General features: G+C 42.1%; 13 protein-coding genes. 3 read left to right on the top strand and 10 right to left on the bottom strand.

The window, feature by feature from the left end; all coding sequences use genetic code 11:
- Positions 1–46: 46 nt before the first annotated feature.
- Positions 47–1,486, bottom strand: a complete 1,440-nt coding sequence (gene sufB / locus LC608_RS06475) for a Fe-S cluster assembly protein SufB (RefSeq protein WP_193945658.1) — start codon at positions 1,484–1,486, stop codon at positions 47–49.
- A gap of 250 nt (positions 1,487–1,736) precedes the next feature.
- Between sufB and sufR the strand changes: the two genes are divergently transcribed.
- Both sufR and LC608_RS06465 read left to right on the top strand, forming a co-directional pair.
- Positions 1,737–2,420, top strand: coding sequence for an iron-sulfur cluster biosynthesis transcriptional regulator SufR (gene sufR / locus LC608_RS06470; RefSeq protein WP_229552745.1), 684 nt, complete (start codon positions 1,737–1,739; stop codon positions 2,418–2,420).
- Positions 2,421–2,505: 85 nt separating this feature from the next.
- A complete protein-coding gene (locus LC608_RS06465; RefSeq protein WP_190938991.1) occupies positions 2,506–2,766 on the top strand; it encodes a hypothetical protein in 261 nt (86 codons plus the stop codon).
- 123 nt (positions 2,767–2,889) lie between these two features.
- Here the strand turns inward: LC608_RS06465 and LC608_RS06460 are convergent, their stop codons facing one another.
- The 3 genes from LC608_RS06460 to LC608_RS06450 form a co-directional block, all read right to left on the bottom strand.
- Positions 2,890–3,153: a PQ-loop domain-containing transporter gene (locus LC608_RS06460; protein ID WP_229552744.1), complete on the bottom strand. Its 264-nt coding sequence runs from the start codon at positions 3,151–3,153 to the stop codon at positions 2,890–2,892.
- Positions 3,154–3,353: 200 nt separating this feature from the next.
- Positions 3,354–3,986 carry a hypothetical protein gene (locus LC608_RS06455; RefSeq protein WP_229552743.1) on the bottom strand — a complete coding sequence of 211 codons (633 nt, stop codon included), beginning with the start codon at positions 3,984–3,986 and terminating at the stop codon, positions 3,354–3,356.
- A gap of 357 nt (positions 3,987–4,343) precedes the next feature.
- Positions 4,344–4,670, bottom strand: coding sequence for a YbjQ family protein (locus tag LC608_RS06450; protein ID WP_100900674.1), 327 nt, complete (start codon positions 4,668–4,670; stop codon positions 4,344–4,346).
- 736 nt (positions 4,671–5,406) lie between these two features.
- Here LC608_RS06450 and LC608_RS06445 point away from each other — a divergent pair.
- Positions 5,407–6,087 carry a tetratricopeptide repeat protein gene (locus LC608_RS06445; protein WP_229552742.1) on the top strand — a complete coding sequence of 227 codons (681 nt, stop codon included), beginning with the start codon at positions 5,407–5,409 and terminating at the stop codon, positions 6,085–6,087.
- 2 nt (positions 6,088–6,089) lie between these two features.
- Here LC608_RS06445 and LC608_RS06440 read toward each other — a convergent pair whose 3' ends face one another.
- From LC608_RS06440 to LC608_RS06415, 6 genes are all read right to left on the bottom strand, one after another.
- Positions 6,090–6,992, bottom strand: a complete 903-nt coding sequence (locus tag LC608_RS06440; RefSeq protein WP_229552741.1) for an ABC transporter ATP-binding protein — start codon at positions 6,990–6,992, stop codon at positions 6,090–6,092.
- Between the two features lie 103 nt (positions 6,993–7,095).
- Positions 7,096–11,646 carry an ATP-binding protein gene (locus LC608_RS06435; protein WP_229552740.1) on the bottom strand — a complete coding sequence of 1,517 codons (4,551 nt, stop codon included), beginning with the start codon at positions 11,644–11,646 and terminating at the stop codon, positions 7,096–7,098.
- Positions 11,647–12,086: 440 nt separating this feature from the next.
- On the bottom strand, positions 12,087–12,338 hold the full coding sequence (locus LC608_RS06430) for a hypothetical protein (RefSeq protein ID WP_229489781.1): 252 nt from the start codon (positions 12,336–12,338) through the stop codon (positions 12,087–12,089).
- A gap of 2 nt (positions 12,339–12,340) precedes the next feature.
- Complete coding sequence (locus LC608_RS06425; protein WP_229552739.1) at positions 12,341–13,192, bottom strand: hypothetical protein; 852 nt, start codon at positions 13,190–13,192, stop codon at positions 12,341–12,343.
- A 166-nt stretch (positions 13,193–13,358) separates the two neighbouring features.
- Entirely contained in the window at positions 13,359–14,135 is a 777-nt protein-coding gene (locus LC608_RS06420) for an RNA polymerase sigma factor SigF (RefSeq protein WP_229552738.1), read from the bottom strand.
- 750 nt (positions 14,136–14,885) lie between these two features.
- Complete coding sequence (locus tag LC608_RS06415; RefSeq protein ID WP_229552737.1) at positions 14,886–15,719, bottom strand: photosystem II manganese-stabilizing polypeptide; 834 nt, start codon at positions 15,717–15,719, stop codon at positions 14,886–14,888.
- Positions 15,720–16,121 lie beyond the last annotated feature (402 nt).

The following is a 16,121-nucleotide window of genomic DNA, read 5'->3' as shown; positions in this document are numbered from 1 at the left end:
GATAAACACAGAGGCATCCGCGTTCTGTGTTTATCCTTGCTTCCATTTATCCAACACTGCCTTCCAACTTCAAACTCAACAACTTATCAGCTTCCACAGCAAACTCCATCGGTAGCTGATTGAAAACATCCTTACAGAAGCCGCTAATCATCATCGAGATAGCATCTTCTGAAGAAATACCTCGTTGAGCAAAGTAAAATAACTGATCTTCCCCAATCTTAGAAGTAGAAGCTTCATGCTCCACCTTCGCACCGTTATTTTGCACCTGAATATAAGGGAAAGTGTTGGCATGGGCATTATCCCCAATCAGCATTGAGTCACACTGAGAATAATTTCTCGCCCCTTTCGCCGTCGGATTGACTTTCACCAAACCCCGGTAACTATTACTAGAATTACCTGCGGAGATTCCTTTAGAAATAATTGTACTGCGGGTATTCTTACCTACGTGAATCATCTTACTACCCGTATCAGCTTGCTGCTGATGATTTGTCAGCGCCACCGAGTAAAACTCACCCACAGAGTTATCACCCACCAACACACAGCTAGGATATTTCCAAGTAATTGCCGAACCTGTTTCTACTTGAGTCCAGGAAATCTTGGAATTTACGCCCTGACACAAACCGCGCTTGGTGACAAAGTTGTAAATACCGCCTTTACCGTTAGCATCTCCAGCGTACCAGTTTTGCACAGTAGAGTATTTAATTTCGGCGTTGTCGAGAGCGACGAGTTCCACAACTGCTGCATGCAATTGGTTGCTATCATACATCGGTGCGGTGCAACCTTCGAGGTAAGAAACATAACTACCTTCTTCGGCGACAATCAAAGTCCGCTCAAATTGTCCCGTATCACCAGAGTTGATGCGGAAGTAGGTAGATAGTTCCATTGGGCATTTCACGCCTTTAGGAATGTAGACAAAAGAACCATCGCTAAATACGGCGGCGTTTAAGGCGGCAAAATAATTGTCAGCTATGGGAACGACGCTACCCAGATATTTTTTAATTAATTCTGGATGTTCTTGCAACGCTTCCGAAAACGAACAGAAAATAACACCATCTTCCGCTAGTTTTTCTTTAAATGTAGTGGCGACAGAGACGCTATCGAAAATTGCATCAACGGCGACATTTGCCAGCCGCTTCTGTTCAGATAGAGAAATGCCTAACTTTTCAAAGGTTTCTAAAAGGGTTGGATCAACTTCATCCAAGCTGTTTAGTTTTTCTTTCTTGCGTTTTGGCGCTGAGTAGTAAATGATATCCTGATAATTAATTGGCGGATACTTGACATTAGGCCAAGTTGGTTCCGTCATTTTTTGCCACTGGCGATAAGCTCTGAGGCGAAAGTCCAGCATGAACTGCGGCTCGTTCTTCTTAGAGGAGATCAAGCGGATAACGTCCTCGTCTAGTCCACGCGGTATGGTGTCAGACTCAATGTCTGTGACAAAGCCGTACTTGTAGGGTTGGTTGACTAAGGTTTTGACAGTGGCACTCATCAGTAATAATCTCTCGTGTTCGGAACTTGAATCTCTCTATAAGGATGGGAGACGGGCTTTCTTTAGCCGATTCCCATCTACCGTTACGGAATGGTTACACGGCTGCTAGAATAGTGGTGGAGAGTAAAACAACAGCTATGTTGTTTAATCTATCTTCATTTTACGCTAAATTAACAACAACAATGTTGTCAAAGTCAAATTTTCAAATAAATTTTTGGGGCGTTCGCTGAACGTCTCGCACCACATGAAGATGGCGACTACCCACCAGTCCTCAACCAAGGAAGATATCCTAGAATATCTGCACAAACACGAAAAAGCAACGGCTTTGGAGCTAGCTGAAGTTTTAGACGTTACCCCCCAAGCGATTCGTCGCCATCTCAAAGATTTGGAGACGGAGGAGCTAGTTTTGTATTCGACATCAGTGCAGGCGGCGGGAATGGGGCGTCCGCAGCATCTTTATCAACTGAGTCGTCAAGGACGCGATCGCTTGCATCGAACAATGAGCGATCGCTTTGGTGATGGCCACGGAAATTTTGCGGTTTCGTTGCTAGACACCTTAGCCGAAACGGTAGGACACGACCAATTTAAATCGATTTTAGAGAAACAGTGGCAGCGCAAAGCCCTAGAATACCGCGATCGCGTTGGTAACGGTTCACTGCGAGAACGTGTAGCCAACTTAGTAGAGTTGAGAAAAGCAGAAGGCTTCATGGCGGAGTATCACCCTGTTGATGTGAATGACTGCTTTGAGAGCGATCGCTTTATCTTAATGGAGCATAACTGCGCCATTTCCAACGTTGCCGAGTCTTTCCCCAGCATTTGTGGTCACGAATTAGAAATGTTTGCAGCCGTCTTACCAGATTGTACCGTAGAACGCACCCACTGGATTATTGATGGCGAACATCGTTGTGGCTATTTGGTGCAAATTCGTCATTAGTCATTAGTGCTTAGTCTTTTTTTAATAACTAATGCCCCATACCCAATACCTAATAATCAACTAAATTTGAGATAGCATTTCATTTATGGATGTACCACCACAGCAACCATCAACACAATTTTTAACCCTTGAAGAGTCAGCAAAAGTAGACGCGGCCTTGTTGTCTTCCCCAGAAAAGTTTTTAACAAGATTGACAATTTCATCACTGAAGGTTTTAAAACATATCGCTCAAGAATACAGCGTTGCTATTGAAGATTTGACAGCACAGCAAGTAATTGCTTGGTTTGAAAAAGATGGCAAAATCCGACGTGAACAGGGCATTGAAGCTGCATATCTAAAGTGGTGATTTAAAGATATGTAGGAAATTTTTTTCAATAAATGTAGGGTGGGCAAAGCTTACCCTATTATTTTAAAAATAAAATAGATAGGAATCTTATAGGAGTATTTTGGATTTAACTAAATTAATAGATTATCCTTTTCTGTAATATATTGCTAATAATGTTACTGTTCCACAGGCGATAAAACTAACTAAATTCCCATACATCAAAATTTGGTCTTTGTAGTAATAACCATAAAGAACACTGTTAAGTTGAATAATATTAAAGCCAGCAAAAGTTATTAAAGAGATATTTTGAGCACTTTTAGTTCTGACGATTCTGATAGCTTGGGGGACAAATAAACTAGCGTTGAACACAAAACCTAAGCCAAATAAAAAAGTAACTATTTCTCTCATATTTTTTAGTTTGACTTAACCATTAAAAAGATTTAACCGTTGTTTGAATACAACTAAAAGGATATTTATAAAGTCGCTACACAAGTATTAAGAACATACCTTTCCATTCGAGGAAGTGAGACAGTATTAATCACAAAATAGAAAGCACCTTTTGAAAAGTGCTTTAGAAATTGATTAGATTGAATTTGTCAAACAATTATTTAAGCATTGTAATTGTTAGCACGAGGACTGCGAGCGCCAGTTACGGCTCCAATCATTGAGGCTATTAAACCCAACAAAGAACCAAACACAAACCACCACAATCCCGAACGTAAATTAGCTGCTGCATCACGAGCTTGTTGGGCACTAATGTTTGCTTGTGGTACATTAACACCACCTTGCTGTTGTACCTGGTTTATGACTTCCCCAGCGTTAGAAGCAGCAACACCAAAAGCACCAGATACTCCATTTGCTAACAGCCATGAGCTAACTGCCAAAGTCGTTGCCCAAAGAATTGCGCCGTTAAGAAGAGCTGTATTGCGGTTCATCGGCCCACAAGCACGGGCTGCAACCCAACCACCAGTAAATAGGGAAATTAGTAAAGCGATAGTTGACCAAAGTCCTGCATTACCCGCAGCGTTAGAGGCAATTGTTCTAGGCGCACCTGAACCTTCAACTGTGCCTGCCGCAAAAGCACCAATTATAGCGCTCAAAATTAATTGAGTAGCTAAAGCAACCAACAAACCAGAAATAATTGGCCCCCAGCGAACAAGATCATGATACTCAGCTACTCGGCCGGCTACCACAGGCTCAGTAGCAATACCTTCATTACCTGTCCGATTTACGTATGACATAGTTTATGTTCTCCAGTCCTGTTTCAGCAATTTGCTGCTTAGTGTATATTCATGTTTATGATTAAGATTAAATAACTAAATCATTTGCTTTAGTATCTATCAATAGAAATATTTAATTAATCTATCTTTAGTGATAAAAAAACAAACGCGTTTAACAATTTTTAATAAAACTCTGTATTTATTTATTAATTATTTAATAATTCTTTAGAGCTTTTATAGATAAATTATTAGGTTAAAATACACTTATTAACTTGCTACAAAAATAAATCTTGGATTTTGAAAAAATTAGACTTAATACAAAACTTTGTAACCCTTATTAGAAAATCCTAACAAAGTAATTAGACAGCCAACAAAAAATTAACGCATCCTTACAGCAGTACCTGTGGCAGTAATCAGCAAAAGAACTCCTGACTGGTCAAGATTGATTGTGCCAGTATCAATTTCAATCCCAATCACAGCATTTGCTCCTAAACGTTGTGCTCGTTGTTCTAATTCTTCTAATGCCTTGCGTTGACCCTGCTCAAATAGACGCTCATAGCTACCAGTGCGTCCACCAATAATATCTCGAATACCCGCCAGAAAATCCCGCAAGAAATTGCTACCATAGACTACTTCTGCTGTGACAATACCTAAATATGACTCAATAACGGCTCCTTGAATTACATCAGTGGTAGTTATAATCATAAATTAGCCTCCCAGATTGTATATAAGTTGATATTTATTATTAAGATTCACATACAAAACTAGTTTTTATTGATACAAGCTTGATAAACATCCTCTCATATAATTTTAGATTACTATTGCATTTGCACTCTCACTTCCTGGCTAAAAACTAGCATTTGAAAAAACATTTAGCTTGTTAAATTTATCTTACCGTGTAATGTCAAAAAAGGATATAAATGCCTGAATTGGGGCTTACTATAGGGTAGTATAAAAGTGTAAACAATTGGATACAGAGTCAGCAAATTGTTCCAAAAAACAACAAACAAGAATAAATCTTAAATTTTCTTAAATTGGTGGGTTGCTTTCTAAAATTAAGCTAGTACAACGGTCGCGGAAATAAACATACCATTTCAAATGGCGCAAAAGCTTAAAATACAATTCTTTTGACTTTTGACTTTTGACTTCCGCCTTGCGGTACTAGATACCTATTTGATTTTTATGAACAGCACGTATAACTACTGAGAAAAAAAGTGTTAATTTGTTAGCCTAATGATTTATATGTAAGTAACTTCATCTAAACTTGATATCTTACACTTCATCATTCAGTAAAAACTCTGTAATGTGGCGCTAATGTAAAGGAAAGACTCAATGAATTATTAACATCTTATATTAATACGAAGAAATACAGTTTTCAAAAGTCTATATTTTTGTTTTAATGTACAAGAAAAAAGTCCTCTAAAATTTCAGGAAATTTACTGTGTACAAGCCAACATCAATTGTGCTGAGTGTGGTGTTATTAGGATGTTTTTCTTTGACTATACCTTCAGTGGCTCAGGCTCAGGTATTAGTGGCACAAAGCAAAAACCCAGAGTTAAAGCAACTACTAGAAGAAGGACGGAGGTTAGTGGATACAGGCGATTATGGTGGTGCGATCGCAGTTTATCAGCAAGCAGCTAGGCTCGATGCTAAAAATGCTAAAATCCATTCAGGTATTGGGTATTTATACGCTCAACAGGGAAATTACCAGGCGGCATTAACAGCTTATCGTCGTGCGATCGGTATCAATCCTAACAATAGTGATTTTTACTACGCCGTGGGTTACATCAAAGCGAATTTGGGCGACACGCGTGGGGCAAAAGAAGGCTACCGTCGGGCCATACAGCTAAACCGTAACAACGTTAATGCCTATTTAGGATTGGCTGTGACGCAATCTCGCATGGGAGACTATAATGCTGCTAGCTGGGCATACCAACAAGCAATCGAATTGGATAAGAACAACGCCCAGACTTATGAGTTAATGGGTTCGATGTATAAACAGCGCCGACAAACCAAACAAGCAAACAGCTTGCTTCAGAAAGCCCGTGACTTATACAAGCGGCGCAATGACTCAGATGGCGTCAACAGGGTAGAAGCCATGCTGCGACAGTTAGGAGGATGAGGTTAATCTAACTGGCGTCCCGTTAATTCCACAAAAATATCTTCCAGATTAGAGGGACGCACCATCATTCCGGTTTTATCAGGCTGTTCATTCAAGTAGATATTTGCTGCTTCCAAAGATGGGAAAAACAGATATTCCCAACTATGAGCGCCATCACTTCCCACATCAGACACACCTAATTGTTTCATCACCAAACCTTCACCGTGAGCAGAACGCAGCTGTTGTAAAGTTCCTAAAGAAATCAGCTTACCGCTATCCATAATACCGATACGTCCTGGCTTGTTAGAACCAAAAGCATCGCACAAAAATTCGACCTCATCCATATAATGGGTCGTTAGTAGCATCGTCATTCCCTGCTTATTCAAATCCCGAATAATTTCCCAAAGCCGTCGCCTAGTTTGGGGGTCTAGTCCTACCGTTGGTTCATCCAAAAACAGAATTTGCGGTTGATGCAATAAAGCTCTCGCAATTTGCAATCGTCGTTTCATACCCCCAGACAGAGTTTTTACTAAATCATTACGTTTTTCGGCTAACTCAACATACTCTAGCCATTGATTAATTAGTTTTTGTCGTTGTGGGTTGCTAATGTGATGTAGCCTCCCATGCAGTTCCATATTTTCCCAAACGCTTAAATCGTTATCCACACTAGTTTGCTGCAAGACTACGCCAATACTCTGTTTTGCCAACATTGCTTGGCTCATCACATCATATCCACCTACTTTTATCCGTCCTTGGGAGGGTTTCGTTAGTGTAGTCAACATCCGAATTGTGGTTGATTTACCCGCACCGTTCGGGCCAAGTAGAGCAAATATTTCCCCCGCTTCAATTTGGAATGACAGGTCATTAACTACAGGTACATTGTTGTAAAACTTGTAGACATTTTCTAGTAAGACAGCAGCAGTCATAGTTATTTTGCTCCAATTAAAAATTTAAGATCCCCAATTCAGGATCGCAAGCTGACCCTCCCTGCCAGAAGCCGTAGAAGCATCTACACACTTATCTTGAAATTTAATTTCTCTTGGCGATTATATCTAGAATGACTGCAATTAATCTGTCTGGGTCTATTGGCTTGGCAACGTGCTGCTGAAATCCGGCATCTTGTGCTTGTTGACGATTAACTTCTCCAGCATAAGCCGAGAGGGCTAAAGCCAAAATTTTCCCACCTTGTTCAGGTGGCATGGCTCGAATTTGTCGAATCAGCATATAGCCATCCATCTCTGGCATTCCAATGTCACTCAACAAAATATCTGGTGGTGATTGCTCCACCGCTTCCAGTGCTTCTATTGCCGATGTCACAATACAAACCTCTGCTCCCGCCTGTTCAAGGACAAAGCCCAAAAAATCACGGATATCTTCATCATCATCAACGATTAGTAACCGTATTCCTGTCAGAGGTGAGGTGTTAAAAGTTAATAATGAGGAGTCTTCTTCTGCTTGGCTATAACTTTGTGTTTTCATTAAGGGAAACCTTACATTAAAGATGGCTCCCTGTCCTTCTCCAGGACTGTGTACTTGAACAGTACCTCCATGCAGTTCAACTAGATGACGGACGATCGCCAACCCTAACCCTAGTCCGCCAAACTTCCTAGTTGTTGTTGCATCCGCCTGACGAAAGGATTCAAACACGTAGGGCAAAAAGTCAGGATTAATACCTTTACCCGTGTCGCTAACAGTAATTTGAGCCTGCGAATCTTGGCACTCTAACCGAATTTCGACCCGTCCACCAGTGGAACTAAATTTTACAGCGTTAGTAAGCAAATTCCAAAATACTTGCTGTAAACGAGCAGAATCTCCCAAAATCTGCCCAATATTTGGGTCAAATACTCTTTGAATTTGAATTGACTTCGCTTCTGCTGCTAAACGCACGGTTTCAATAGCCGCTTCAATCGTCGATGCCAAGTTAACAGGAGCCATTTGTAAATTGAGTTTACCAGACAAAATGCGAGAGACATCTAACAAATCTTCAATTAACTGTGCCTGGAGTTTGGCATTGCGCTCGATTGTTTCCAAAGCAATAGCCGTTTTTGCGACATTTAATGTCCCATTGCGAAGTAACTTAGACCAACCCAGAATAGGATTGAGGGGCGATCGCAATTCATGTGATAGCACTGCCAAAAACTCATCTTTAATTCGATTCGCTGTCTGAGCTTGTTCACGCGCAGCTTGCTCACGCAAAAACAGTTGTTCGCGTTCAGCTTCCGCTTGCTTTTGCTTGGTAATATCGCGTGAGACGACTAAGAGTTGTGCAATAATTCCTGATGCATTTCGGACGGAAGTAACAATTACATCCCACCACTTCGGCTTACCCTTTGCTGTGGGGCAATAACCTTGAAATTGACCAACATTACCTATTTTGGCAGTTGCGATCGCCGCTTTGGCCTTTTCTCGGCCTTCGCCTTGCCATAAACTAATCCACTCGACGTTATGAAAGGACGCAGGATCATCAATTTCTAGAAGATGCAGCCCGCCTTGATTCAAGTAGAGTACCCGCCCATCTAACGTTAAAACTTTGATGCAATCATGACTGCTTTCCAAAATTCGTTGCTTTAACTCTTCACTTTCTTGCAGGGCTGCTTCGGCAACTTTGCGAGGGCTGATATCCTTGAAAAGCATGGCGACTTGTCGCTGCTGCGATTGCCCAATGCGAAATGCAAAAACGTCGAACCAACGTTGTAGGGCAACAGCGCGATTCTCAAAGCGAATCGGTTCGCCCGTCATCGCTACTTTGCCGTAAATTTCAAACCAATGCTTTTCATGATTCGGAACTAGATCGCGTATCCTTTTGCCTTGTACGTCTTTGAGTCCTGTTTGTTTTTCAAAGGACGGATTGATTTCTAAAAAGCGGTAATCGTTCGGCGTGTCATTTTCATCAAACAGCATTTCGATCACGCAAAATCCTTCGTCAATGGACTCAAACAGCATTCGATAGCGTTCCTCAGATCGGCGTAAGGCAGATTCTGCAAGTTTTCGCTCACTGATATCTGTACAAGTGCCATACCAGCGAATAATTTGACTGTTTTCATTCAGCATTGGTAAAGCACGGGTGAGATGCCAACGATAGGTTCCATCTGCCTGTCTCAAGCGATGTTCAACCTCGTAGCTTGTGCCCATTTGAACGGCTTGAGTCCACACTGAGATAGTATGTTCTCGTTCTTCTGGGTGGATGAGGTTCTGCCAACCGAACCCCTGGATTTGCTCTAGCGTCAACCCAGTGTAGTCAAGCCAGCGAAGGCTGTAATAATCTACCCAACCAATTGCATCAGCCGTCCACACCATTTGGGGAATGGATTCAGCCAGAAAACGAAAACGTTGCTGACTCGCAGCAAGGCGCACTCGTCCTAACTCTAAATTGGCGGCAACCCGTGCCAGTAATTCCCGTCGGCTGAATGGCTTCACCAAGTAATCATCTGCCCCAGACTCCAATCCTTCCACTGCCGATTCTTCTCCAGCCCGGGCAGACAGTAGCAGAATGGGAATTTCGCGCGTTCTTAAATCAGCCCGTAACTGCCGCAGCAACTCAATGCCATCCATTCCTGGCATCATGACATCGCTGAGGATTAAATCAGGCGGATCGTTGTATGCCGCAGTTAAAGCAGTTTCACCTTCAATTGCCACGTCTACTTTGTAGTACTCGCTAAGAATCCGTCGCAAATAATTCCGCATATCGGTGTTGTCATCCACCAATAGAATCCGGGCAGAAGAAGCAGGGGAAAATTCTTCCTCTTCAAGAATTTCTTTCGGGAGCCACCCTAAAGCTTCCTCAACATAAGACATTGCTCCAGAAGCAGTAGAAACACTGCTTTGGCTAGCATTGAGGCAATCTAGGGGTAAGTGAGCCGTCCCAGTTGGCAATTGAACAGTAAATGTACTGCCTTGACCAAAGGTGCTATCAACGGTAATTGTCCCACCATGCATCTGGACTAATTCTTGCACTAGCGACAGCCCAATGCCCGTACCCTCAAAGGTGCGACCTTTGACACCTTTAACTCGATAAAACCGCTCAAATAACCGGGGAAGCTCATCTGTGGGAATCCCAGTACCAGTATCCCGCACTACCAATGACACCATCATCCCGACTGAGCGCAAAGAAACTGCAATCTCTCCAACAAAGGTAAACTTCAATGCATTGGAGAGCAGATTTAATACAATCTTTTCCCACATTTCGCGGTCTACGTAAACGGGTTCTGCTAGGGGAGGACAATCCACAATTAATTGCAGTCCCGCCGAGGCAGCAGCAGATCGGAAAATACTTACCAGTTCTGCGGTATAAGTAGCTAAATCAATTGGTTCATAACTAGCTATGCTGCGTCCGGCTTCAATGCGCGAGAAATCTAACAGCGTATTGACTAGCTTGAGCAGCCGTGTGCCATTGCGCTGCACCATCTCTAATTGCGCTTGCGCTTTGGGTGGAATAATTCCATCTAATTCGGTTAACGCCTCTTTCAGTGGCGATAGCATCAGCGTTAGGGGAGTGCGAAATTCGTGGCTGACGTTGTTGAAGAAGGTGGTTTTGGCTCGATCCAGTTCTGCTAATGCCTCCAGTCGCTTGCGTTCTTCTTCATAAGCACGGGCATTAGCGATCGCGATCGTCATGTTGCCTACCAGCAAATCGAAGAACTTTCGGTACTCCTCCTCAAAAGCCCGGTGGGGATTGATACCCAATACCAGCAATCCAACGATTTGTTGTTGTCCAGCTGGGATGAGCGGCACGACCCAAGCAGCAGAGGGGGGCTTGTCCCAAGCTCCTGTGGGCAAAGCTCCAAACCGAGTTGTCAAATCATCAACGATTGCTGCTTCCCCGGTATGATAAACTTGTGCGAGTTTCCATGCATCGCTCTGTTGAGTTAAATTCACTCTCAATAGAATTGTTCCTGCTTCCTCGATTGGAGTAGTTCCAACCAGCTTTGCATTGCTGCCATCTGCCTCCACCTCATACAGCATGGCAAAAGGGATATCATGAGAATTAGTTGCTAAGACTTGAATTGCAGAGAGACAAGCCGCTTCTACCGTCTTTGCTTGAGCCGTTTCTCTACTTAGTAAGCTCAGAGTTTGTAAACGGCGATCGCCCAGCACTCGTCCTGTTGTTTCACTAACAATGCAAAAAACTCCGCCAACTTTCCCGCTTTCATCTCGCACGGGGTCGTAGGAGACATCGAAGTAAGTCTCTTCAATGTAACCGTGTCGATTCAGGAAAAATAAATAATCTTGCGCCCAGAATGCAACTCCTGTCGCAACAACTCCTTTGAGTAAAGGTTCTACAACATTCCAAACTTCGCTCCACGCTTCATGGGCAGGGCGGCCGAGCGCCCAAGGATGTTTTGAGGCAAGGGCAGGGCGATAGGCATCATTATAAATTGTGATTAACTCCGAACCCCAGAAGAGACAAATCTGAGCTTTAGAAGCCAGCAAGATGCTAATAGCACTCCGTAAACTCTGGGGCCAATCAGCTACATAACCTAAAGCAGTCTGCGACCAATCGAGCGATCGCATCAGGCTTCCAATTTCGCCACCTTCAATAAAAACACTGTTAACAGCTAGACTTTCTCCTTCAGATGCCATCGCTGCTAGTCCTGATTGCTAGTTTTTGAGTACGCAAGTTTTCAGCTAAATTCAATAATTTGATGAGAAGACAGGCACAGGGCAGGAGGCTGGAGGAAGAAGAAGGTACAAACTAAGCCGAATTGTGGGCAAAAAATTAAAAATATTCTTTGCAAGATGCGTAGCACGAGAAAAGATATGCCCCTTTCATACGTCTTCCCTTTATGGGAGAGATTTCCCTCCTGCCTCCTGCCTTTTTTGATATTAACTGAAACCGATTACCTGTGAGGTTGCTCCCGAATAATTTGTTCAGAGCAAGTTGTCTTACTAATTCTTTGTGAAACTGCACAAAGAATTAGTAAGAAGTCGTCATACACTATAGCTCTACTTAGTCATTCGTGAACAACAAAATTCCCGACTTCTTGGAAAAATCGGGAATCTAAGGTTTGAATTTTCACAAATCAAATAGGATTCATATAGCGATTTTGATAGTAAGCCAAAATTTGGTTAACTCGTTGCCGACTTTCTAAACCAGAGTTTGCTGTCCACGAGATACACAAGCCACCAATTTGACTTTGATTGTAATCAAACTCTTGGGATGACTGGGGAATTAACTCCACTTCTACCCCTTCGACTTGATGTAAATGAGCTGCTATCTCTCTATAGACAGCTAAAGGCAAACCAGCAAATTCAATTTTTTCCTTAGTCTCCATCTTTATGAAGCTCCAACATTAACAGGATCTGAGGGGGGCGTTGTCACTGAAACAGGATTGCCGCTAGCAGATGCAGCTGACGGCGTTGGATTGACAGCCCCTTCTCCTACCATTTTGGCAACTTCAATACCATATTGTTCCAGAATCACGATCGGATTGTAGCCCTGATTCATTTCAATCCGTTTAACTAGTACGCCATTTGCTAATCGCTGTCCCGCCTGCACATAGCGACTCGTCGGCTCATCCGGTACTTTGATAATTGCCTGTGGTTCCTTACTAATTAGAACTACACCAGTCACAACAACTGCCTTTGCTAACTCAGGTTGTGCTGGCGCTGGCAATACAGATACTAAAGCGGGGTTGGGGACAACTTGAGGTAAAACCTTAGGCAAGACTGAAGTCAAAGTAGGATTAACTTTTTTTGGTACAGAAGCAATGTTATTTTTTTTCTGATTTAAAGCTATGCTGCGTGTTGGAAGTTTTCGGACTACTATCGATGGAGTAGGTAGCTTAGGCACCACGGGAACAGGTCTTACAGATGTTTTAGGCATTCCGAGAACCGTTTGCCCGAAAAGTTGTGCAAACGGGTCAGCCCGGTCTTTTGATACCTGAACAAACCGTGCCCGCTCTGTAGCATTAGTGGATTGAATCAAATTAGCAGATGCAGGAGTAATTTGTGAAATCTGTTTGGCAGGTATCACTGGATTCTTAAAGGATTGATCTGTTGCTGGCGACTTTGCTGCTATTTTGAGAATTGGCGCAGGGTTGATCGCTTGTGGTGTATCTTCAGAAGCACATCCAGCGATCGCCAAAGTTAAAATAGCTGCAATTGTAATTTTTAAATTTCTGCCCATGAGCTGTTCTCAAAAGCCATTGGAAAATTGGAAAGTGGAAATCAACATGCCTAAAATTTGTATCAAAGGCAAAGTATGTTCTCTTTATAACCTAACTTTTTAAATTTTAAGGGTTATTTTTAGCACTGCTTACTCAGCATAACTGCGGCTTGGTGTTTATTTGCAGTCAATCTTCTGCCACACCCATAAGCTGTTTCATCAAATCCAGACCTTTCTTAACTCTACGGGAAACTGTTACTACACTAATTCCCAAATGTTCTGCAACTTGTTTTTGGGTTAAATCCTGTAAAAACACACATTCCAACACATCACGGGTGCGTTGTTCTAGCTGAACCAATGCTTGTTGCAAGCGAAGTTGGTCTTCTTGTACTAGTTGAAAGCTGCGATAATTAGGATCTGGAACTAATTCTCCCAAACAGGTAGAGCCTTCTTCTCCATCTTGGATTGGCACATCAAGACTCAAGGGAGCGCGATTTATCCATGCTAATTTAATTTCTTGCCATTCGTTTGGAGAAATTTCCAGCGCTGTTGCTAATTCTGAGTCTGTTGGTTGGCGATTATGCTTTTCACGCCAAGAACGTGACACTCCTATTGCTTGCTGTTGCAGTGCTAACCACTTGCGAGGAATTCGCACGGTGACACCTTTATCTCGGAGATAGTGTTGAATTTCACCCCGAATATAGGGAAGTGCATAGGAACTAAAGGCATGTCCCTTGGAAAGTTCAAATTTTTCAATCGCCCTGATTAAACCCAAAGATCCAACCTGGAGCAAATCATCGTAGGTTTCATGACATTGATTCGTCCAGTAGTGAGCTTCTTTTCTTACAAGTCCAATATTGAGTTTTACCAGCTTATTGCGAATATTTCCTGATGGAGATTGCTGATATTCTCGCAACAACTGCCAAATTTCATGTTTCAGTTCATTGGTGGTTGTGGTAGGCATAGCACCTTGTTCATTAAGTAAATCAACAATTAATTTCTCTGTTTTAAACTCAGCTGCGATCGCACGATATCAAAGATAATGTCGTGCTATATGCCTTAGCAAATTCTCTGGTAGATAACAACGTTTTTCTAAAGAAAATTCCATAGACTTGCTTGACAATCGAGCAAAGTTTAAATAAGCAAAATCGGTATGAGCTGTAGCTGTTTTTAGGACTACATAGAAATAAAGTATAAAATTAGTTACCAAATATAAAACCGAGATTGTACTTAACTTTAATTAATTAATGCTGAAGCTAATTTCTATAAACAAAACAACAGTAGCCGCAATTTTGTTGAATAAGCAAAAGTTTGATTTACAGTAAAATTACGTGTTCATTAAACTAAAATTCATCCAATAATTAAAAATTACTAATAATTTGCAGAAAATAATACGTAAATTTACCCAAAAAGATACAACAAAAGGCATCTCGTCCTTTGTTGTATTTAAAGTTTCCCCCTCTTTGTGAAAAACGCCTAAAAAAAGGCAGGGCTGTTTCATTCTTTAAAAGCCTCTTGAAAAGCTGGGAACAAGGGAAGGAAGAATTTTTCTCTTGTCTCCCCTTGAACCTTTGTCTCTTTTCGTTGCTGTAATGCTTTTATAGGAATGAAACAGCCCTGAAAATGGGGGCAAAAAAGTTAACTTTTGTTATGAAACCTGATGCTTACAGAATTGTAGTTCTGAATGCCAGTCAGTTACCTAACTCTAGAGAGTTTAGCCACGAGTAGGTTCAACCCGTGCAAAAAATAGACCGCGAATCTTAACTTCTTTAGGTTCGCCAGCACCTAAATCTGTATCAGATGGCTGTTCGCTCTCGAAAGTACCAGCAATCTCACCACTAGAGCTATCGATTTTAGCGATTCGCAAAGAAATCTTGCCATTAAGATTTTCAGCACGCTTGACGTTAGTGCGGGTAAGTTCTTCATCATCCGATTGAGCGGGGAGAGCCACGGCATTATCATAGCCGCTGACGACACCACGACCCTTTGGATCTAGGAAAGCAGCACCACGATAGGAAGGAACTTTGAAAGTGCCTTCAAAGTCCGTAGAGGTGTTAATGCTGCTCAAACTGGGTTGGGTTTGAGCAACCAAGTCTTTGATGGTGAAGAGGAAAGGTACTCGCTCACCACCAGGAAGTTGCACAGTGATAGCTTGGAAGTCAAGACCATCAGTTTCCTCAAAGGTAAGGCTATTATCTGGGTTGATTTTTAGGTTGCCTTGCACCTGGTCAATGGTGGAAGTATATCTGGTCAACAATTTGCCAGCAACAAATTCTGCTTGTTGGCGTTTATTAGCAGGTTCTTCTTTGATGAAGAAGCTAGTTGGTTCTAAGCAAAGTTCTTTGATGGCATAAGACTGGCTAGAATCAATGGGAATGGAGCCACGGCTTGTTTCTGCTAGTTGGGGGCATTTATTCGCCAAGCCAGTGCCGCGAATTTGATCGTAAGTGAGTACATCTCTACTACTAGTAGCAGGAGCATCACTACAAGCAGTTATTAGCCCCAGGCACAAAGCCAAGAATGCAACAATTAAAGCGCGATACCTCATGGTCAACCTCAATCTCAAAAATTAATATCTAAGTTGTAAAACTGCATCGAAGCTTTGATCTTTGACGAGAAGCCATCCTTTATCGGACACTGCATTGCTCTGATTCTTGAGTTGAAACAAGTGTCCGGGCATATAGGTTGGCAGTCGCCACTCAAACTTTTCTCTGCTAAACGTACTTAAACGTGTCACTGCTTTGCACTTTGCTCTTGCATATAGCAAAAGCGGCGTCGCCTAAGTCTTTTTGTATCATGTATGTGACGCCACTACATACAGCCCATTGTTTGATGGGTAAATCAGCCAGATCATACGATTTTTTTTAACTCAAAAATCAAAGTACTCAAAATTCAAGAAAGTCTCATTTTGATCGCATCTAGCTGGCGTGGAAGCTATGGTAAAGGTTAC

This window comes from Nostoc sp. XA010, from assembly GCF_020829625.1.
Taxonomy (GTDB): Bacteria; Cyanobacteriota; Cyanobacteriia; order Cyanobacteriales; family Nostocaceae; genus Nostoc.
This window is presented reverse-complemented; position numbering and strand designations above follow the sequence as displayed.